Origin of the sequence: Kitasatospora sp. NPDC096204 (assembly GCF_044763205.1) — a bacterium.
GTDB lineage: Bacteria > Actinomycetota > Actinomycetes > Streptomycetales > Streptomycetaceae > Kitasatospora.
Genome location: NZ_JBIWFT010000015.1, coordinates 1 through 18,492 on the forward strand (window position 1 = coordinate 1; position 18,492 = coordinate 18,492).

The 18,492-nt window shown below is 75.1% G+C and carries 16 protein-coding genes and 1 rRNA gene; 7 read left to right on the forward strand and 10 right to left on the reverse strand.

The window, feature by feature from the left end; genetic code table 11:
* Nucleotides 1-85 (forward strand): 5S ribosomal RNA (gene rrf, locus ACIQ87_RS18060); the annotation flags it as partial.
* An 85-nt stretch (nucleotides 86-170) separates the two neighbouring features.
* Here rrf and pcp read toward each other — a convergent pair.
* The 5 genes from pcp to ACIQ87_RS18085 all read right to left on the reverse strand — a co-directional run bounded on the left by pcp (nucleotide 171) and on the right by ACIQ87_RS18085 (nucleotide 5,500).
* Nucleotides 171-854: a pyroglutamyl-peptidase I gene (gene pcp / locus ACIQ87_RS18065; protein ID WP_402407832.1), complete on the reverse strand. Its 684-nt coding sequence runs from the start codon at nucleotides 852-854 to the stop codon at nucleotides 171-173.
* A 121-nt stretch (nucleotides 855-975) separates the two neighbouring features.
* Complete coding sequence (locus ACIQ87_RS18070; RefSeq protein WP_402407366.1) at nucleotides 976-2,244, reverse strand: alpha-hydroxy-acid oxidizing protein; 1,269 nt, start codon at nucleotides 2,242-2,244, stop codon at nucleotides 976-978.
* A 148-nt stretch (nucleotides 2,245-2,392) separates the two neighbouring features.
* Nucleotides 2,393-3,607: an MFS transporter gene (locus ACIQ87_RS18075; RefSeq protein WP_402407368.1), complete on the reverse strand. Its 1,215-nt coding sequence runs from the start codon at nucleotides 3,605-3,607 to the stop codon at nucleotides 2,393-2,395.
* An 84-nt stretch (nucleotides 3,608-3,691) separates the two neighbouring features.
* Complete coding sequence (locus ACIQ87_RS18080) at nucleotides 3,692-4,453, reverse strand: MerR family transcriptional regulator (RefSeq protein ID WP_402407371.1); 762 nt, start codon at nucleotides 4,451-4,453, stop codon at nucleotides 3,692-3,694.
* A 132-nt stretch (nucleotides 4,454-4,585) separates the two neighbouring features.
* Nucleotides 4,586-5,500: an alpha/beta fold hydrolase gene (locus ACIQ87_RS18085; protein WP_402407372.1), complete on the reverse strand. Its 915-nt coding sequence runs from the start codon at nucleotides 5,498-5,500 to the stop codon at nucleotides 4,586-4,588.
* A 510-nt stretch (nucleotides 5,501-6,010) separates the two neighbouring features.
* Here ACIQ87_RS18085 and ACIQ87_RS18090 point away from each other — a divergent pair.
* The 5 genes from ACIQ87_RS18090 (at nucleotide 6,011) to ACIQ87_RS18110 (ending at nucleotide 12,243) form a co-directional block, all read left to right on the forward strand.
* Nucleotides 6,011-7,249, forward strand: a complete 1,239-nt coding sequence (locus ACIQ87_RS18090; protein ID WP_402407835.1) for a DUF2079 domain-containing protein — start codon at nucleotides 6,011-6,013, stop codon at nucleotides 7,247-7,249.
* A 106-nt stretch (nucleotides 7,250-7,355) separates the two neighbouring features.
* Nucleotides 7,356-7,766 carry a GntR family transcriptional regulator gene (locus ACIQ87_RS18095; RefSeq protein ID WP_402407374.1) on the forward strand — a complete coding sequence of 137 codons (411 nt, stop codon included), beginning with the start codon at nucleotides 7,356-7,358 and terminating at the stop codon, nucleotides 7,764-7,766.
* A 197-nt stretch (nucleotides 7,767-7,963) separates the two neighbouring features.
* Entirely contained in the window at nucleotides 7,964-8,869 is a 906-nt protein-coding gene (locus ACIQ87_RS18100; RefSeq protein WP_402407376.1) for an ABC transporter ATP-binding protein, read from the forward strand.
* Nucleotides 8,866-9,858: a hypothetical protein gene (locus ACIQ87_RS18105; protein ID WP_402407379.1), complete on the forward strand. Its 993-nt coding sequence runs from the start codon at nucleotides 8,866-8,868 to the stop codon at nucleotides 9,856-9,858. The genes ACIQ87_RS18100 and ACIQ87_RS18105 overlap by 4 nt, the downstream gene beginning before the upstream one ends.
* 222 nt (nucleotides 9,859-10,080) lie before the next feature.
* A complete protein-coding gene (locus tag ACIQ87_RS18110; protein ID WP_402407381.1) occupies nucleotides 10,081-12,243 on the forward strand; it encodes a DEAD/DEAH box helicase in 2,163 nt (720 codons plus the stop codon).
* A gap of 55 nt (nucleotides 12,244-12,298) precedes the next feature.
* Here the strand turns inward: ACIQ87_RS18110 and ACIQ87_RS18115 are convergent, their stop codons facing one another.
* Nucleotides 12,299-12,955: a response regulator gene (locus ACIQ87_RS18115; RefSeq protein WP_402407383.1), complete on the reverse strand. Its 657-nt coding sequence runs from the start codon at nucleotides 12,953-12,955 to the stop codon at nucleotides 12,299-12,301.
* On the reverse strand, nucleotides 12,943-14,199 hold the full coding sequence (locus ACIQ87_RS18120) for a sensor histidine kinase (protein WP_402407385.1): 1,257 nt from the start codon (nucleotides 14,197-14,199) through the stop codon (nucleotides 12,943-12,945). Before ACIQ87_RS18120 ends, ACIQ87_RS18115 begins: the two co-directional genes overlap by 13 nt.
* Nucleotides 14,200-14,418: 219 nt before the next feature.
* Between ACIQ87_RS18120 and ACIQ87_RS18125 the strand changes: the two genes are divergently transcribed.
* On the forward strand, nucleotides 14,419-15,444 hold the full coding sequence (locus ACIQ87_RS18125; protein WP_402407387.1) for a hypothetical protein: 1,026 nt from the start codon (nucleotides 14,419-14,421) through the stop codon (nucleotides 15,442-15,444).
* Nucleotides 15,445-15,551: 107 nt separating this feature from the next.
* On the opposite strand, the gene ACIQ87_RS18130 is transcribed toward ACIQ87_RS18125, so the two are convergent.
* From ACIQ87_RS18130 to ACIQ87_RS18140, 3 genes are all read right to left on the reverse strand, one after another.
* Nucleotides 15,552-16,304, reverse strand: coding sequence for an FAD:protein FMN transferase (locus tag ACIQ87_RS18130; protein WP_402407838.1), 753 nt, complete (start codon nucleotides 16,302-16,304; stop codon nucleotides 15,552-15,554).
* Between the two features lie 31 nt (nucleotides 16,305-16,335).
* The gene (locus ACIQ87_RS18135; protein ID WP_402407390.1) at nucleotides 16,336-16,899 is read right to left on the reverse strand and encodes an FMN-binding protein; all 564 of its coding nucleotides are present in this window, start codon (nucleotides 16,897-16,899) and stop codon (nucleotides 16,336-16,338) included.
* Between the two features lie 127 nt (nucleotides 16,900-17,026).
* Nucleotides 17,027-18,406: a ferric reductase-like transmembrane domain-containing protein gene (locus tag ACIQ87_RS18140; protein WP_402407393.1), complete on the reverse strand. Its 1,380-nt coding sequence runs from the start codon at nucleotides 18,404-18,406 to the stop codon at nucleotides 17,027-17,029.
* Between the last annotated feature and the right edge of the window lie 86 nt (nucleotides 18,407-18,492).

Below are 18,492 nucleotides of genomic sequence, written 5' to 3' on the forward strand. Positions count from 1 at the left end.
TTACATTCCGAACCCGGAAGCTAAGCCTCACAGCGCCGATGGTACTGCAGGGGGGACCCTGTGGGAGAGTAGGACGCCGCCGAACAATTCTTCTGAATAACCCCCATCCGGATTCCGGATGGGGGTTATTCGCGTTTCCGGGCCCGTCGCGGAACGATGCCCGCCGGCAGTCAGCCGCCCCGGCGGGACAGCCAGTTCCGTCGACGCGGTGCGGCCACCGTGCCGACGGGCGGCGGGTGGAGGGTGGCCACGGCGCTGCGGATCAGGATGCGCACCCCCTCGGCGGCGGTCTCCGCCGACATCGAGGCGCTCTTCTCCTGGCCGGACGCCTGGCTCGGCAGGTAGGGCACGCGCGCGAACCCGCCGCGCAGCGCCGGGCGTTCGGTGGCGATCAGGTGCGCCAGCCCGTAGAAGACGTGGTTGCAGAGGTGGGTACCGGCGGTGTGCGAGAGGGTGGCCGGGATCCCGGCCTGCTGGACCGCCTCCACGCAGGCCTTCACGGGCAGCGAGGAGAAGTACGCGGCCGGGCCGTCCGGGACGACCGGCTGGTCGACCGGCTGGTTGCCCTTCCGGTCCGGTCCCCGGACGGCGTCGTCGAGGTTGACCGCCACCCGCTCGACCGTGAGGTCCGGGCGGTTGCCGCCCTGGCCCGTGGCGATGACCAGGTCGGGTTCGAAGCGGGCCACCGCCCGGTGCAGCGTGGTGATCGAGTCGCCGAACGTCCAGGGGAGTTCGGCGAAGTCCAGGGCCACTCCGGCCGGCGGAGCGGCGGCGACCAGCCGGCCCGCTTCCAGGGACGAGTTCAGGGGATCGCGGCCGAACGGTTCGAAGGCGGTCAGCAGGACTCGGATGATGGCGGACCTCCCGGCCGATGGGAACGTACGGACCCGATTTGTGCCGTTCGAGCGTAGGGCCGTCCCGAATATCCCGGCAAGCCCCGCCGGTTTCCGGTGGGCGCCGCGGCCCGATGTCGCGTCAGGTCCGGCGCAGCGCACCGTCCGCGCGCAGGGAGGCCAGGGTGGGGTAGCCGTCGACGGCCATCAGCAGGTCGGCCTCGGCGAGCAGGGAGCGCAGCACGTGGACGATGCCGTCCGTGCCCTCCAGCGCCAGGCCGTAGGCGTACGGGCGGCCCACGCCGACGGCGGTGGCGCCGAGGGCGAGCGCCTTGACGACGTCGGTGCCCGAGCGGACGCCTGAGTCGAAGAGGACGGGCAGCCCGTCGGCGGCGGCGACCACGTCGGGGAGCAGGTCGAGGGCGGCCAGGCCGCCGTTGGCCTGGCGGCCGCCGTGGTTGGAGCAGTAGATGCCGTCGACGCCGCCGTCCCTGGCGCGGCGGACGTCCTCGGGGTGGCAGATGCCCTTGAGGAGGATCGGCAGGTCGGTGAGAGAGCGCAGCCAGCGCAGGTCGTCCCAGGTCAGCGGGTTGCCGAAGATGCCGACCCACTCCAGGACGGCGGCCTGCGGGTCCTCCTCCGGGGCCTTGGCGAGGCGGGCGCGGAACACCGGGTCGGAGGTGTAGTTGGCGAGGCAGTGGCCGCGCAGCTGGGGGAAGTTGGCGGTGGCCAGGTCGCGCGGGCGCCAGCCGGTGACCCAGGTGTCCAGGGTGACGACGATGCCCCGGTAGCCCGCGGCCTGCGCCCGGTGCACCAGGCTCTCGGCCAGCGCCCGGTCGGTGGGGGTGTAGAGCTGGAAGAAGCCGGGGGTGTCGCCGAACTCGGCGGCCACCTGCTCCAGCGGATCGACCGTCAGGGTGGAGGCGACCATCGGCACGCCGGTCCGGGCGGCGGCCCGGGCGGTGGCGAGGTCCCCGTGGCCGTCCTGCGCGCACAGGCCGATCACCCCGATCGGCGCCATGAACAGCGGGGTCGGCAGCCGCAGGCCGAAGAGTTCCACCGACAGGTCCCGGGTGCTCGCGCCGACCATCATCCGCGGCACCAGGCCCCACCGGTCGAAGGCGGCGACGTTCGCGCGCTGGGTGGACTCGTCCCCGGCCCCGCCCGCGACGTAGGAGAGCACCGAGGGTGCCAGGGCCGCGCTCGCCCGCGCCTCCAGTTCGGCGAAGGCCATCGGCATCGTCGGCAGCACACCGCCGAGCCCGCGCAGGTAGATCTCGTTCTGGTAGTCGCCGAAGCGCCCGTGGAACGCCCGGGCCACCTGCTCGCCGCCCACCTGCTCGCCGCCCACCTGCTCGCCGCCCACCGGCGTGCTGCCCACCCGCTCGCCGTCCGCCCGCTCGCTGCCCATCCGCCGGCCGCCCTTCCGTCCGCACCCGCCCGGGACCGTCCCCGCGGGGTGCCGACCGCCCACCCCGCAGGACGCGTGGGTGGGCTGACGGCACCCCGGCATTCTCACCACGAACCGCGCCGACGACCAGGGCCGGGGCACGGGCGCGTCACGGCGTCCGCGCGGGACTGACCCGGTGGCCGTACCGCCACACCGCGGCCGAGGCGAGCAGCGCGACCGTCCCGCCGAGGAGCATGACCGTGGTGGGGGAGGAGCGGTCCACCACCACGCCGCCGGTCAGCGCGCCGATCGAGAAGCCGGCCTGGAACACCGAGGTGAACACCACGCCGGCGCCCTCCGGGGACTGCGGAGCCGCGGCGAGGAACCAGGTGAGCGAGCAGACCGGGACGGCGCCGTACGCCACGCCCCAGAGCGTCAGCAGGGCGGCGGCGCCCGGACCGCCGGTACCCAGCAGCGGCAGCAGCAGGGCCGCGGCGGCGAGCAGGACGGTCGCCGTGCCGAACACCGGCCGCAGGGCCCGGGCCGCGCGGCCGCCGGCCAGGACGTTGCCGAGCAGCCCGGCGGCACCGTAGACGAGCAGCAGGGCGGTGATCAGTCCGGTGCCGGCGTGGGTGGTGCCGGTGAGGAAGGGGGTGACGTACGTGTAGCTGCCGAAGTGGGCCGGCACGATCAGCAGGGTCACCGCGATGCCGGTACGGGTGCCCCGACCGGCCAGCAGCCCGCGCAGCACGCCCAGCCCGGTGACGGTCAGTGGGGGCAGCGGCGGCAGCGACCGCAGGAGGGCGGCCAGGGCGACCAGGGTCAGCGCGGCCATCGCGAGGAAGGCCGCCCGCCAGCCGGCCAGCGAGCCGAGGAACACCCCCGCCGGTACGCCGAGCACCGAGCCCAGCGGGACGGCGGAGAAGATCAGCGTGTTCGCCCGGGCCCGCCGGTGCTCGGGGACGAGGCGCGGTGCGAGCCCGGAGCCGATCGACCAGAACGCCCCGATGACCAGGCCGAGGGCGATCCGGGCGGTCAGCAGCGCCCAGTACGCCGGGGCGAGCGCGCTGAGCAGGTCCGCCAGGGTCAGCACCAGCAGCAGAGCGCAGAGCATGGTCCGCCGGTCCGCGCGCCTGGTCGCGACGGTCACCACGGGCGCGGCCACCGCGGCGACGATGCCGGGCAGGGTCATCATCAGCCCGGCCGTGCCGTCGGAGATCCGGAACGTGGCGCCGATCGGGGTCAGCAGGCCGATCGGGAGGATCTCGGTGGTGACGATGGAGAAGACCCCGGTGGTCACGGCGAGGACGGCGAGGGTGCCGCCGTCCCGGGCTCGGGGCTTCGGGACGGGCGGGGCGGAGCGGGGGGTGGTGCCGGTCGGCATGCCGGAGGTCCTGTCGACGGATGGTGGGTCTGTGACCCGAAGTCCACCAGTGCGAGCGGGGGTTGGGCTGGCGCGAATCCGACGTCAACGCTTCCGCGGCGGGACCGCGCCCCGGCTCTCGTCGGCGAGGCGGCGCTGCTTGGCGCGGTGGGCGAGCACGCCGAGGATGCGCTGCCAGGTGGGCGAGGCCTCGGCGATCCGGTCGAAGATCACCGCCTGCTTGCCGGGCCGGCTGCTGTCCCGGCCGTGGGCGAGCTCCCAGGCGTCCAGGTCGTCGATCAGCCGGTCCACCCGCGGATCGTCGGGCTCCCAGTCCAGCGACCGGTCGCAGAGCAGGAACAGCCGTGTCGTTTCGGGGTCGTCGAAGCTGGCGTTCTTCTCCCGGATGCCCCGGCGCATGGCCTCCGGGTCCAGGACCTGGAGCAGGATCCAGGTGTCGCGTTCGAGCCGCACCGACCGTTCACTGACGCCGAGCGCGCGCATCCGGTCCAGGATGGCGACCACCTCGGGCGGCAGCGCGAGCCGCTCGCCGCTCGCCAGGTCGGCGATCCGGCGGCGGTGCTGGGTGAGTCGCTCGATCCGGCGCTCCAGTTCGGCGTCGAGGTCGGTGACGGCGGCGGCGAACTCCTCCGGCCGAGCGTGCAGCAGCGTCTGGATCCGGGCGAGCGGCACCCCGGCGTCGGCGAGCGTCCTGATCCGGATGAGGTCCACCGCGGCCTGCGCGCTGTACCGGCGGTAGCCGGAGCCGTCGCGTTCGGGCTCGGGCAGCAGTCCGACCTGGTGGTAGTGGCGGACGGTGCGCACGGTCACACCGGCGGTCGCCGCGAGTTGACCGATCGTGAGCACCGTCCGGTTCCGCTTCCGTCGAGGTCGGGGGGGGAGGTCAGGGAGTGAGGTCGAGGGTGAGGCCAGGGGGCGAGGTCGGGATCGGGGTCGGGATCGGGGTCGGGGTCGAAGCGCGGTGTCGCGGGACGAAGTCTAGGCGCGGCCCGCCCGGTCCACGACGTCGCGGATAGCCTGGACCACGGCATCGGCCCGCTCGAAGACCAGCTGGCTGTGGCCGGTGTCCGTGAGGATGCGCTGCTCGCCGTCGGAGACCGCGCCGACCATGGCCGCGTCCAGCCGGGTCTTGCCGTCGTGCATCGCCCGCAGGGTCTCCTCGGACATCAGCGCCTGCTGGCCGGGGTCGATGCCCAGCGGGGTGAGCGCGATCACCGGGACGTCGGGGAGGTCGGAGCCGGCCCGCAGCTCGTCGGCCAGGTCGGCCATCGAGGCGCGCTCGGCGATGCCGGCGTGGATCCAGCGCTCGCTCATGTGGTACGCGGCCACCGCGTCCCGGACGTCCGCCGGGTAGTCCACCAGCAGCTCCTCGCACATCCGCCGGATGGCCGGGAGCGCCTGCCGCAGCTGCTCCTCGGTGGGCGACATCCGGACGCTGGCGGCCAGGCTCGCCTCGGCGGGCACGAAGTCGTCCCAGTCCCGGTGGAAGGCGTCCAGCCAGACCAGCCCGGCCACGTCCTGCGGGTACCGCTGGGCGAACCCGTGGGCGTAGGCGCCGCCGAGCGAGTGCGCGACCAGCACGTACGGGCCGGGAACGCCCTCGGCGCGCAGCAGTTCCCGCAGTTCGGCGGCGACCTCGGCGGCGGTGCGGGGCAGCGGGACCTCGTCGCTGTGGCCGGTTCCGCCGCGGTCGTACACCACGGCGGTGGTGAACCGCGAAACGCCTTGCTGGACCCCGAAGTAGTCCAGGCCGATCGCGCTCGCGCCGGGCAGGAAGACGACGGCGGGCCCGCCGCTGCCCTGGCGGTGCACGTAGAGGCGGCGGCCGTCGATCTCCTGGAAGCCGCCGACCGGAGGGTGCGGCGGGGCGGTGGAAGTGCTCTCGTTCTTCATGCGGCAAGCCTCCAACCCTGACGTAGCGTCAAGGTCAAGCCGTCCGTGGCGGCACCCGGCGGTGGCGGTTCCCGCCGGGCGTCAGCCGGTGCCGTCGTGGGTGCCGGCGAAGCGGTTGCGGTACTCGGTCGGCGTGGTGCCCAGGTGGGTGGCGAAGACACGGCGCGGGGTCTCGTCGCTGCCCAGGCCGCTGTGCCGGGCGGCGGCGGTGACGCTGTGGCCGTCGAGGAGCAGTCGCCGGGCGGCGGTCGAGGCGGACGCGCTCCACCCAGCGGGCCGGGGTGGTGTGCAGCTCGGCCTGGAAGAGCCGGGCGAGGTGCCGGGTGCTGACGGGGTCCGACTGGGCCGAGTGAGCCGAGCGAGTCGGATCGAGGCCCCAGGAGGGCAGCCGGAAGGCCCGGCCGGCGTCGCCCGGCCGCCGGGTTCGCCGCGCTGTACGCCTGCGTCGCCGTCAACCGGCACCGGCGCGGCCTCAGCAAGGCCTATGACCTGGGAATCTTCGAGCAGGCCATCCGGGCGTACGCCCACGGGCAGGCGCCGATCGTGCCGCTCAAGGGACCCGGATACCACCTGCTCGGAGACCACTTCCACCCGCTGATCGCCCTCCTCGCCCCCGCCTACCGGGCGTTCCCGGGCCCGCTCACCCTCGTCGTCGCCCAGGCGCTGCTGATGGCGCTCGCCGTAGTCCCGCTGGCCCGCTGGGCGCACGAGGTGGCCGGGCCGCGGGTGGCGCTGCTCGTCGGCTGCGCCACCGGGGCCTCCTGGGGGATCGTCCGGGCGGCGGTCGACGACTTCCACGAGATCGCCTTCGCCGTCCCGCTGCTCGCCTTCGCCGTCACCGCGCTCGGCCGGCGCCGACCGCTCGCCGCCGCGCTCTGGTCGCTGCCGCTGCCGCTGGTCAAGGAGGACCTGGGGCTGACGGTGGCCGCCGTCGGAGCCCTGATCGCCTGGCAGGCCCGGCGGGAGCGGCACCGCAGTCCGCTGCCCGGGCTCGCCCTCGCCGCCCTCGGCCTCGCCGCGACCGCGCTCACCGTGCTCGTCGTGCTGCCGGCCTTCAACCCCGAGGGCGGCTTCGACTACTGGCGGCAGCTGGACGGCGGCGGGCAGCCCTCGCTCTGGGCGCTGCCGCTGCGGCTCGGTTGGCCGCCGGTCAAGTGGCTGCTGCTGTTCCTGCTCGCCGCCACGGCCGGTTTCGCCGGCCTGCGATCGCCGCTCCTGCTGCTCTGCGTGCCCACCCTCGGCTGGCGGCTGCTCTCGGACAACTCACACTACTGGGGCGTCAGTTATCACTACAGCGCGGTGCTGATGCCGATCGCGGTCGCCGCCCTGGTCGACGTCCTGCGGCGCGTCGACGTACGCCGGGCCAGGCGCGCGCTCGCCGTCGGCGCCCTGGTGACCGCCGTGACGCTGCCGCTCTACCCGCTGCACGAGGTGGTGATGCCGGAGGCGTGGCGCACCTCGCCCCGGCTCACCGAGACCCGGGCGCTGTTCGGCCGGATACCCGACGACGCCACCGTGGCCGCCTCCAACCGGCTGGCGGCCCAGCTCACCGCCCGGGCGGAGGTCACCCTGGTGTGCCGGGCGCCGGTGGGCCCCGGGCCGCAGTGGGTGGCCGTCGACCTGCGCGACCCGAGCGTGCGCTCCCCGTGCGCCACCGCCGACACCGCCCGGATGCTGGCCGTCTACCGGGAGCGCGGCTACCGGCCGCTGATCGAGCGGGACGGCCTGCTCCTGCTGCAACGCCCCTGAAGCGCCTCGTACGGGGCGTCCCGGCGGCACCCCCGGGCCCGGCTTGACCCGCGCGCCGCAGTGGGCCACTATTCCACTATTGAACTAGTGAAAGGTCGAAACGCCGGTGATCGAGTACCGCATCGAGCGGCGCAGCGGCGTCTCCACCTACCAGCAGATCGTGCAGCAGACCAAACAGGCCCTGCGGCTCGGACTGCTCCAGTCCGGAGACAAGCTGCCGACCGCCCGTGAGGTGGTCGAGTTGACCGCGATCAACCCCAACACCGTGCTGAAGGCCTACCGCGAGCTCGAACGCGAAGGGCTGGTCGAACCCCGCCCGGGGCTCGGCACCTTCGTCCGGCGCTCGCTCGCCCGGCCGGAGGCCGCGGCCGACGGGCCGCTGCGCGCGGACCTGGTCGGATGGGTGGACCAGGCCCGCGCGGCCGGGCTGGAGCGTGAGGACATCGCCGCGCTGATGGCTTCCGTCCTGGAACAGCGCTTCGACACCGGGGTCGCCGACCCCGACAGCGGGGCCTGAGGCTCCGACAGCGGGGCCGCGAGCCCCGCCAGTGGGGCCGTGAGTGCCGACAGCGGGGCCGCGAGTCCCGACACCGGGGGCCTGGGCCCCGACACCGGGGCCCGAGACTCCCCGGCAACACCGAACGAGAACAGTGGGGGGACCGGGTGGACGACCCGAGGACCACGGCGCCGGCGTCGGCGCCGGAGCAGGGGACTGTGCAGGAGGTGGCACTGGAGGCCACCGGCCTCGGCAGGAAGTACCGGGGCGGCTGGGCGCTACGCGACTGCGACGTCACCGTCCCGGCCGGGCGGATCTGCGGCGTGGTGGGCCCCAACGGCGCGGGCAAGAGCACCCTGCTCTCCCTCGCCGCCGGCCAACTCAAGCCCACCGAGGGCCAGTTGATGGTGCTCGGTGTCCCGGCCGGCGCGCCCGAGCTGCGCGCCAGGGTCGCCTACGTGCCGCAGGACAAGCCGCTCTACCCGGGCCTCACCGTCGCCGAGACCATCCGGATGGGCCGCGAGCTCAACCCGGTGTGGGACGAGACGCTGGCCCGACAGATCATCGACCAGGGCGAGTTGAACCCCAAGGCGCGGATCGGCTCGCTCTCCGGCGGCCAGCGCACCCGGGTCTGCCTCGCCCTCGCCCTCGGCAAGCTCCCCGACCTGCTGCTGCTCGACGAGCCGATGGCCGACCTCGACCCGCTCGCCCGGCACCAGCTGATGGGCACCCTGATGTCGGCCGCCGCCGAACGCGGCACCGGCATCGTGCTCTCCTCGCACATCCTCCCCGAACTCGACGGCGTCATCGACCACCTGCTCCTCGTCCAGCGCGGACGCATCCGGCTGGCCGGCGACCTCGAGGAGATCCTCGACGGGCACCGGCTGCTCACCGGGCCGGCCGCCCAGGGTGCCACCCTGGCCGCGGAGTCGGTGGTCGAGCAGCGCGTCAGCGGCCGCCGGGCCATCGCCCTGGTCCGCACCGGCGACCCGCTGGACGGCGAATGGGAGAGCGAGCGGCCGAGTCTGGAGGACCTGCTGCTCGGCTACCTCCGCGGCCCGGCCGACCCGGCCGACACAGCCGGCCCGGTCGACCGGAAGGACCCGAACGAGGTGGCCGCATGAGCACGACCGTCCTGCCCGACCGCGCCACCGCCCGGCCCGCCCCCACCACCCCCGGCCTGCGCGGGCTCCTCTGGCTGGTGTTCCGTCAGAACCGCCTCGTCCTCTGGGTCCTGGGAGCAATCCTCGTCGTGGCGGTGGTGGACCTGCTCTGGATCCACATCGCCTGCAGCCGCATCGTGGACACCCTGCGCCGGACCGACTGCTACTACCCCGAGTCCTGGGACAGCGCCCAGTGCTGGAAGCTCGTCCTGCCGCTCGACCGGCCGAACTTCTGGTACCTCCAGGTCCTCCAGCCCGCCGTCACCGCGCTCCCGTTGCTGCTCGGCATGTTCATCGGCGCCCCGCTGCTGGCCCAGGAGTACGAACGCGGAACCATCCGCCTGATCCGCGCGCAGTCCGTCGGCCCGATCCGCTGGCTGGCCGTCCGCCTCGCCGTCCCCGGCTTCGCCGTCCTGGCCGTCAGCGGGGTGGTCGCCGTGCTGATGACCTGGGTGTGGTGGACGGACATCGTGCACGGCCCGGCCTCCTTCGACCCGCCGTTCCAGGCCCTCACCTACCCGACGCTCGGCCTCGCCCCGGTCGTCTGGTCCCTGTTCGCGCTGGCCCTCGGCGTCCTCGTCGGCCAACTCGTCCGCCGCACCGTGCCGGCGATGCTCCTCACCGGCGCCCTCGTCGCCATCGCCCACGGCCTCGTCCTCTGGGCCCGCCCCTTCCTCTACCCCGCCGTGGACCGGGTGGCCGCCCTGCGCACCACCCAACCCACCAACTCCTGGCTCCTCGACCGCGGCGTCGTCCTCCCCGACGGAACCCGCGTCAGCACCAGCGCCTGCGGCTTCGGCTTCAGCACCGACTGTGACGGCGCCTCCGCCTCCTGGCTCCGCTACCACCCGGCCGACCACCTCGTCCCCGTCCAACTCGTCGAAGCCGGCATCCTCCTGACCCTCACCGCACTCCTCCTGCTCACCGTCTTCCGCCGCATCCGCACCTGAGCCCCCACCGCCGGCCCGGCCGAGCGGAGCGCCACCGACCACGGCCAGGGCCCGATTCACCGAATCGGGCCCTGGCCGCGGTGCGTTGCGGCCCCGGACGCCCCGGACGCCCCGGACGCCCCGGACGCCCCGGACGCCCCGGACGCCCCGGACGCCCCGGACGGCCCGGGTGGCGGGTGGGAGCATGGTGCCCCTGGTGCGTGGAATGGACGGAGCGGGCGGTTGGGGGAGCGGCGGCGGGTCGGGGTGGTGCTGGCCGGGGCGGAGGGCTTGCGGGCGGCGGCCGCGGCGATGGTGGCGGACCACCGGGCGGCCGTGGAGCAGGTGCGGCTCACGTACGTCGCGGTGCGGGACCGGCTGGTGGAGGAGGAGTTGGGGGCCATCCCGGTGGCGCGGCTGCGGGACGTGACCGAGGGGCGGCTGCGGGTCGGGGCCCTGGAGGCGGCCGGGCTGGGGACGGTGCGGCAGGTGGTGGAGGCCTCCGGCTACACGCTCCGGCTGATCCCCGGCGTCGGGGCGCAGACGGCGGCGCAGGCGCAGGCCGCGGCCGGGCAGATCGCCCGGGCGGTCGAGCAGACGGTGGCGGTGCGGCTGGACGTCGAGCGGCAGGACGCGCCGAGCACCGCGCTGGTGGTCGCGCTCCAGCGGCTGGTGGCCGCCGGTCCGGAGGCGCGGCGGGCCCGGGAGGCCGCGGAGCGGGTCCAGGCCGAGGTGGAGCCGCTGACGGTGGCCGCGCGGCCGGCCCGGGGGGTGCTGCGCGGGCTGTTCGCCGGCCGGGAGCGGCGGACGCAGGCGCGGGAGGCGGTCGAGCGGCTGGAGGAGCTGCTGGCCGGGTACGGGGCGCAGGAGGTCCCGGTGCTGCTCGCCCAGACCTCGGTCGACCTGCTGCGACCGCCGCTCGACCCGGTCGAGGCGTGGACGGACTTCGAGCTCCGCTCGGCCGACTACTACGGCGTGCTCGGCGGGATCGTCGAGGAGGCCGGGGGCGAACTCGCCGCCGCCGAGGGGTTCCTGCCGGAGGAGCTGTCGGACCGGGTGCGGGCCGAGCCGCTGGACGACGCCCACTGCCGGGTCTCGCTGCGCGGCTACCAGGCGTTCGGGGCGCGGTTCGCGCTCGCCCAGCGGCGGGTGATCATCGGGGACGAGATGGGCCTCGGCAAGACGGTGCAGGCGATCGCCGTACTGGCGCACCTGCGGGCCCGGGGGAGCACCCACTTCCTGGTGGTCTGCCCGGCCGGTGTCCTGGTCAACTGGATCCGGGAGGTCGAGTCGCGCAGCACCCTGCGGGCGTTGCGGGTGCACGGCCCGGAGCGGGAGGCGGCGCTCGCCGAGTGGCTGCGGGACGGCGGGGTCGCGGTGCTGACCTTCGACGGGCTGCGCCACCTGGAGGCGGCGGAGGTCGCGGAGGCGGTCACGGTCGGGACGCTCGTGGTGGACGAGGCGCACTTCGTCAAGAACCCCGCCGCGCAGCGCTCCCGGGCGGTGGCCGCCTGGACGGAGCGGGTGGAGCGGGTGCTGTTCCTCACCGGGACGCCGATGGAGAACCGGGTGGAGGAGTTCCGCACCCTGGTGCGGTACCTGCGGCCGGAGCTGGTGCCGCTGATCGAGCAGGGTTCGGCGGCCGCCGGGCCGGCGGCCTTCCGCAGGGCGGTCGCCCCGGCGTACCTGCGCCGCAACCAGCAGGACGTGCTCACCGAACTGCCCGAGGTGGTGCACGTGGACGAGTGGGAGGAGTTCTCGCCCGCCGACCTCGCCGCCTACCGGTCCGCCGTCGCGGCGGGCAACTTCCCGGCGATGCGCCGGGCCGGGTACGCGGACCCGGCGGAGTCGGCCAAGCTGAGGCGGCTGCGGGAGATCGTCCGGGAGGCGGCGGACAGCGGGCTGAAGGTGGTGGTCTTCTCGTACTTCCGGGACGTCCTGGCGGCCGTCCGAGTCGCCCTGGGGCAGCGGACGTTCGGGCCGATCGACGGCTCGCTGGACGCGGTGCGGCGGCAGGAGACGGTGGACGGGTTCAGCGCCGCGCCAGGGCACGCGGTGCTGCTCTGCCAGATCCAGGCCGGTGGTGTGGGGCTGAACATCCAGGCGGCCTCGGTGGTGATCCTCTGCGAGCCGCAGGTCAAGCCGACGCTGGAGGACCAGGCGGTGGCGCGCTCGCGCCGGATGGGGCAGGTCCGCAGGGTGCGGGTGCACCGGCTGCTGGCTGTGGACAGCGTCGACCAGCGGATGCTGGACCTGCTGCGGGCGAAGGGCCGGCTGTTCGACGACTACGCGCGGCGCAGCGAGGTGGCGGAGTCGACACCGGAGGCGGTGGACGTGTCGGAGCTGTCGCTGGCGGCGCTGATCGTCGAGGAGGAGCAGCTGCGGCTGGCGGCTTCCCACGGATGACCGGCGGCTTCCCGCGGAGGATGACCAGAGGCTCCCGCGGACGACCGGACGGCGGTCAGCCGTCCGCGAGCGCGCGCAGGTAGGTGAGGACGGCGCGCACCCGGCGGTGGCCGGTGTCGGGAGCGGGCATGCCGAGCTTGCCGAAGATGGCGCCGATGTGCTTGTTCACCGAGCTCTCGGCGAGGAAGAGGAGCCGGGCGATGGTCGGGTTGTTGTGGCCCTCGGCCATCAGGGCGAGCACCTCGCGCTCGCGCGGGGTGAGGGCGGCCAGCGGGTCGGGTCCTGGGCGGTGGGCCATCAGCTGGGAGATGACCTGCGGGTCCATCGCGGTGCCGCCCTCGGCGACGCGCCCCAGCGCCTGGAGGAACTCCTCGGCCCGGCCGACCCGGTCCTTGAGCAGGTAGCCGACGCCGGTGGCGCTCTCGGCGAGCAGCTCGGCGGCGTAGGCCCGTTCGACGTACTGGGAGAGGATCAGGACGGGCAGCTCGGGCAGCAGGCGGCGCGCCTCGACGGCGGCGCGCAGGCCCTCGTCGCGGAAGTCCGGTGGCAGCCGGACGTCGATCACGGCGACGTCGGGGCGGTGGTCGAGCAGGGCGGGCAGCAGGTCGTCGCCGTGCTCCACGGTCACGCACACCTGGTGCCCCTCGCTGCGCAGCAGCAGGACCAGGCCCTCGCGGAGCAGGGCGTTGTCCTCGGCGATCAGGATCCGCATGGGATCTCCACTTCCAGGATGGTCGGGCCCCCGGGCGGGCTGGACAAGCGGGTGGTGCCGTCGAACGCGGCGACCCTGCGGCGCAGGCCGGCCAGCCCGCTGCCGGCGCCCTCGACGGCGCCACCCCGGCCGTCGTCCTCGACCCAGACGGCGATCGCGGCGGCGGTGATCCGCAGCCGGACCAGGGCGCTGCGGGCGCCGCTGTGCCGGGCGACGTTGGCGAGCGCCTCGGAGGCCACGAAGTAGGCCGCGGCCTCGGCGGCGGCCGGTGCGCGCGGCGGCGGGTCGGGGGAGGACGGGGAAGGCGGGGAGGGCGGCGAGGGCGGGGTGCCGGGGTGCTCCTCGGTGTCCAACTCGACCCGGGTGGGCACGGCGCAGCGGTCGGCGAGCGATCGTACGGCCTCGGCCAGGCCCCGGTCGGCGAGCAGCGGCGGGTGGATGCCGCGCACCAGGGCGCGCAGCGACTCCAGGGCCTGCTCGGCGACGAGTTGGGTGGAGTCCACCAACGCGGCCGCCTGCTCGGGACGTTGGTCGAGCGCGCGGCGGATCATGCCGAGCCGGAGCGAGACCGCTACCAGGTTGGCCTGGGCGCCGTCGTGCAAGTCCCGTTCGATCCGGCGCAGTTCGGCGGCGTGGGTGTCCAGCGCCTCGGACCGGCTGGTGGTCAGCTCCTGGACCCGCCGGGCCAGCGAGGTGCGGGGCCGGGCGACCAGCAGTCGGCGGGAGGCCCGGGCGTGCAGGTCGGCGGCCGGCGGCAGCACGGCCACGGCGACCGCCGCGTAGCCGATGCCGCCGACCGCCGCCAGCAGGGCCACCGGCCAGGAGTCGACGGTCAGCAGGATGATGGCGTCGCGCTCGCCGGGCAGGAGCCGCCACCACACCGGCGCCGTCAGCCAGTTGAACGCATGGCTGCACAGGGTGAGGGCGGCGCCCGACAGGACCGTCCCGGCGGTGGCGTGGGCGAGCAGCCACCGCAGGTCCTGGCGCACGGCCGGATCGCGGACGGACGCGCGGTCGCCGTACGGGCTGCGCGGCCGTTCGCCGCCCAGCCGGCGGCCGACCAGCCGCCGGTGGAACTCGGCGCAGTGGCGCAGCAGTCGCAGGGCCGGCGGGAGGAACGGCAGGCCCAGTCCGACCAGGCAGAGGACGAGGAGGGCGAGCAGCAGGCAGAGTCCGACCAGGGCGGCCAGTCCGGTGCCGAGGCAGAGGAGGAGGTAACCGGCGGCGGCGGGGAAGCGACGCACGGCGGACCGGGCGGCGGAGCGGACGGTCGACCGGACCGTGGACCCGTCAACCCTGGGCGCCCGCACGACTGTTCAGTGCCTCCGAGTCTCCGGGTCTCCGAGCCGACTTTCCGATCACCCTAACACCGGCTCCGGAACCGGCCGTCGGCTACGGCCCTTCCCCCGGCGCCGAGCGCACCTCCACAATGGGGCGGTCGATCACGGACGGAGGGGGCCGACGTGGAGTGGCTGCTGGGGATCGGTGGGGCCCTGCTGCTCGGGGTGCTGACCAACCTGGTGTACGACTTCGCCAAGTACGGCGGCTCGCGGCTCGGTTCCCGGGTACCGGCGCCCCGGGTGCGGCGGGCGAGCCTGACGGCCGCGGCCCGGGCGCACGACGTGCGGGCGGACGGGCTGGCGCCGCTGGTCACCTGGTCGGCGGCCCGGCCGCTGACGCCGAGCACGCTGGTGACGGCGCACCGCGGGCGGGTCGAGCGCCCGCACGTGCTGGACCCGGTCGGCTGGGCCGACGAGGTGGCGCGGCAGCGGGCGGCCGGAGCCGCGGGCCGGACCGCGTACGTCTCACGGCTGACGGTCGATCACGGCGAGCACGGCGGCGCGCGGGTCTGCGAGGTGGACATCGCGGAGAGCGACTACGCGGAGTGCATGGCCACCACCCGGCTGGGCCGGGAGGAGCCGGAGGTGGCCCGGTTGCTGCGCGAGGCGCTGGACGAGGGCCTGACGAGCTTCGTGGCCGTCGCGCCGCCCACGATGGTCAGCGCCTGCGTCGCGGTGCGGGACCGGCTGGGCCGGCTGCTGCTGCTCCGCCGCTCGCTGGCGGTCAACACCTTCCCGGCGCAGTGGACGGTGGGGATCAACGAGACGATGAAGTACCGCGACGAGCCGGGCGCCGCAGAGGACTTCTACGGGCTGGTCCGGCGGGCGCTGGAGGAGGAGCTGGGACTGCTGCCGGAGGACGTCGGGCCGACCGTGATCACCTGGCTGGGCTGGAGCGAGCCGGCCTCCTGCTACACCCTGGTGGCCACCGTCCGGTCCCGACTCGAGGCGGCCGAGATCGACCGCCGCCGCGAGGCCTGCCACAGCACCTTCGAGCACGACATGGCCGTCTGGGTGCCGTTCACCCGCCGTACGGTCTCCGAGCTGGTCGAGGGCGGCACCTGCCCGGACGGCTCCCGGCGCTGGTCGTACCTCGCGCCGCTGGTGGCCTGGGAGGCCTGGCGGGCGGCGCAGCAGCAACGGACGTAGGCGCGGAACGGGCGTGGGTACGGAGCGGGCGTGGGCCGAACGCGGGGAACGGGCGTTCTCGGGAACGACCGTTCCGCCGTGACACGCGCCGTACGGACGGGCCCCGGTCAGCCGACGGCGGTCCGCCAGTCCGCCGGACCGCTCGCCGGGAGGTGTCCGGGCAGGCCCGGGGTCCAGCGCTTGGTGCCGTCCGGCAGCACGGCCAGCGCCTCGACGCCGGGTCGGCGGCCGGCCCAGGCGAGGGCGCGGTCCGGGCCCATGGCGAAGGCGGCGGTGGCCCAGGCGTCGGTGCGGGCGATGCCGGTGCCAGGGGCGCCGACCAGGGTGAGCGAGAGCAGGCCTTCGGCGGGGCGTCCGGTGTGCGGGTCGAGGATGTGGGCGCCTCGCTCGGCGGTGCCGGAGGTGGCCACGGCCAGGTCGTGGCCGGCCAGGACGGCGGCCAGCAAGCCCGGCTGCCGGGGGTCGGCGATGCCGATCCGCCACGGCCCGCCGGCGGTCTGCACGTCCCCACCGCCGCTGACGCAGTACTGCCGGGCGCCGGAGGAGCGCAGCAGGGCGGCCGCCTGCTCGATCGCCCAGCCCTTGACCCAGCCGCTGGGGTCGAGCCGGCCTTCCGGCCACCCGGTGAAGTACCCGTCGGTCTCGGCGGCCACCTCGCGGCAGGCGGCCAGGACGGCGCGGACCTCCGGACCGCAGTCGTCCGGGGTGAGTTCGCCCCGGTCGAGGCGGCTGATGGCGCTGTCCGGCCGGTACGTCGAGAACACCGCGTCGATCCGGTGCAGTCGCTCGGCGATCCGCTCCAGCACGGCCGGGGTGCCGGGGCCCGGGTCGCGCACGGCGATCGAGAAGACGGTGCCCATCACGGGCTCGGCGTGGCTCAGCACGGGCGCCTCAGCCCTTGGCCCGGTCGAGGGCGCTCTGCAGCGAGCGGACGTAGCCGTCGCTGGTGTAGGTGGCGCCGCTGACCACGTCGATCCGGGCGCTCTGGGCGGCTATCGCCTCCTGGTTGAGGATCGGCAGCGCGGAGCCGTTGATCTCCAGGTCGCGCCGTTCGGCGGTCGGGTACTTGACCACGTCCACGGCGGTGATCCGGTTGCCGGCCAGGGTGACCTGGACCTGTACCGGGCCGTACCGGGTGTTGACGGTGTTGCCGCTGACCTTCCGGGTGGCGCCCGAGCCCGACCCCGAGCCCGAGCCCGACCCCGAGCCCGAGCCCGAGCCCGATCCCGAGCCCGAACCCGAACCCGACCCCGAGGCGGGTGCGGAGGCGGGTGCGGAGGCGGACGGGCCGGGGGACGCGGCCGCGCCCGACGGATCCGAGACGTCGGACCCGGCCCCCGAGGCGGCCCCCGATCCGATCACCGGGGCGGGCCCGGGGGCCTCGTGCGGTTTGAGGGACAGCAGCAGCACCACCCCGGCCGCGGTGGCGGCGCTGGTGACGACGGCTCGGCGCATGGAATCAACGCTCCTCGGGTGCTCGGGTGCTCGGTGCTCAGGTGCTCGGGTGCTCGGTGCTCGGATCTCGGCAAGAGGCGCTCGGCAAGAGGCTCTTGGCAACGCCCGCTCGGAGGACCGAACGGGCTCAGAAGGAAAAGCTCTCGTGGTGGATGCGCCCCGGCCGCACCCCCGCCGCCCGCAGCGCGCGGACGGCCTCCTCGGTCAGGGCGTCCGGGCCGCACAGGTAGACCTCGTGCTCGGCGAGGTCCGGGACCAGCCGGGCCAGCGCGGCCCCGAGGTCGCCGACCTGCTCGCGCGGGCCGACCAGCTCGTGCACCGTCGCGCCGCGCCGCCGGGCGACGTCGGCCAGCTCCGCCCGGAACAGCACGTCCTGCGGCCGCCGGGCCCGCTGGACCAGCGTCAGCTCGCCCGGCAGGGTCTCGAACAGGGCGCGCAGCGGGGTGATCCCCACCCCGGCGCCGAGCAGCAGCACCCGGCGCTGTTGTAGCCGCCGCCCGGTGAACGCCCCGTACGGGCCCTCGGCACGCACTTTGGTTCCCGGGTGCAGGGCGGCCACCGCGGCGCTGTGCCCGCCGAGGTCCTTGACCGTGAAGCGCAGGAAGTTCGGGTGCGGCGGAGCGGACAGGGAGTACGGGTTGGCGGCCCAGCGCAGTCCGGGCGCCTGGAACTGGAGCCGGAAGAACTGGCCCGGCTCGGCACGGAGCTCGTCCAGCCGCCGGCCGGTCAGGAACAGCGACACCACGCCGGGACCCTCCGGCCGCACCTCGGCGACCGTCAGGCCGTGCCGCCGGTCGAGCAGCCACGGCCGCAGCAGCCGGAACCAGCCGACCAGCGCCGCCGTGCCGAAGTAGAGCGCGTACCAGGCGGCCTGACCGGGGCCGCCGGCGAGGTCGGCGCCGGTGGCCAGCTGGTGGGAGAAGGCGAGCGCCACCGCGAGGTAGGTCGCCAGATGCAGGTAGTACCAGGCCTCGTACGGGAGGCGGCGGCGCGCGATGCGGGCGGAGACCGCGCCGGTGCCGAGCAGCAGCAGGGTGCCCAGGGTCGCCTTGATCATCTCGGGGTAGTGGAAGACGATCTCCACACCCTCGCCGACCAGGCCGCGCCCGTCGGTCAGCGCGTAGCCCCAGACGACCGTCAGCACGTGCACCGAGACCAGGGCCACCATCCAGCGCCCGCCGAAGGCGTGCCAGCGCGCCAGCCGGTCCGCACCGACCCCGCGCTCCACCGGCGGCAGCCGGGCCATCAGCAGGAGCAGCACGGGTGCGGCGTAACCGGCCAGCAGCCCGGTGATCCGGCCGGCGCCGGTCAGCCAGCCGTCCGCGCCGACCACCGCCGGGGTGCCCTTCCACCACAGCGCGAGCACGCCGAGCGCTCCCGCGGCGATCAGACCGAGCGCGGCGCGCGGGTCGAGGGCGAACGGTGGACGCGGAGCCGCCCGGTGGCCCCGGCGGGCGGGTGCCGGCCGGGGCCCGGGCCGCGGCTTGGGGGCGGCGGCAGTGGTCATCGGGATCCTCCTCAGCGCCCGGCGGCGGATGCCGCCGAGGTCGACCACGATCGCACCGCAAGCTCTGAGTAGGCTCTGAACCGGGC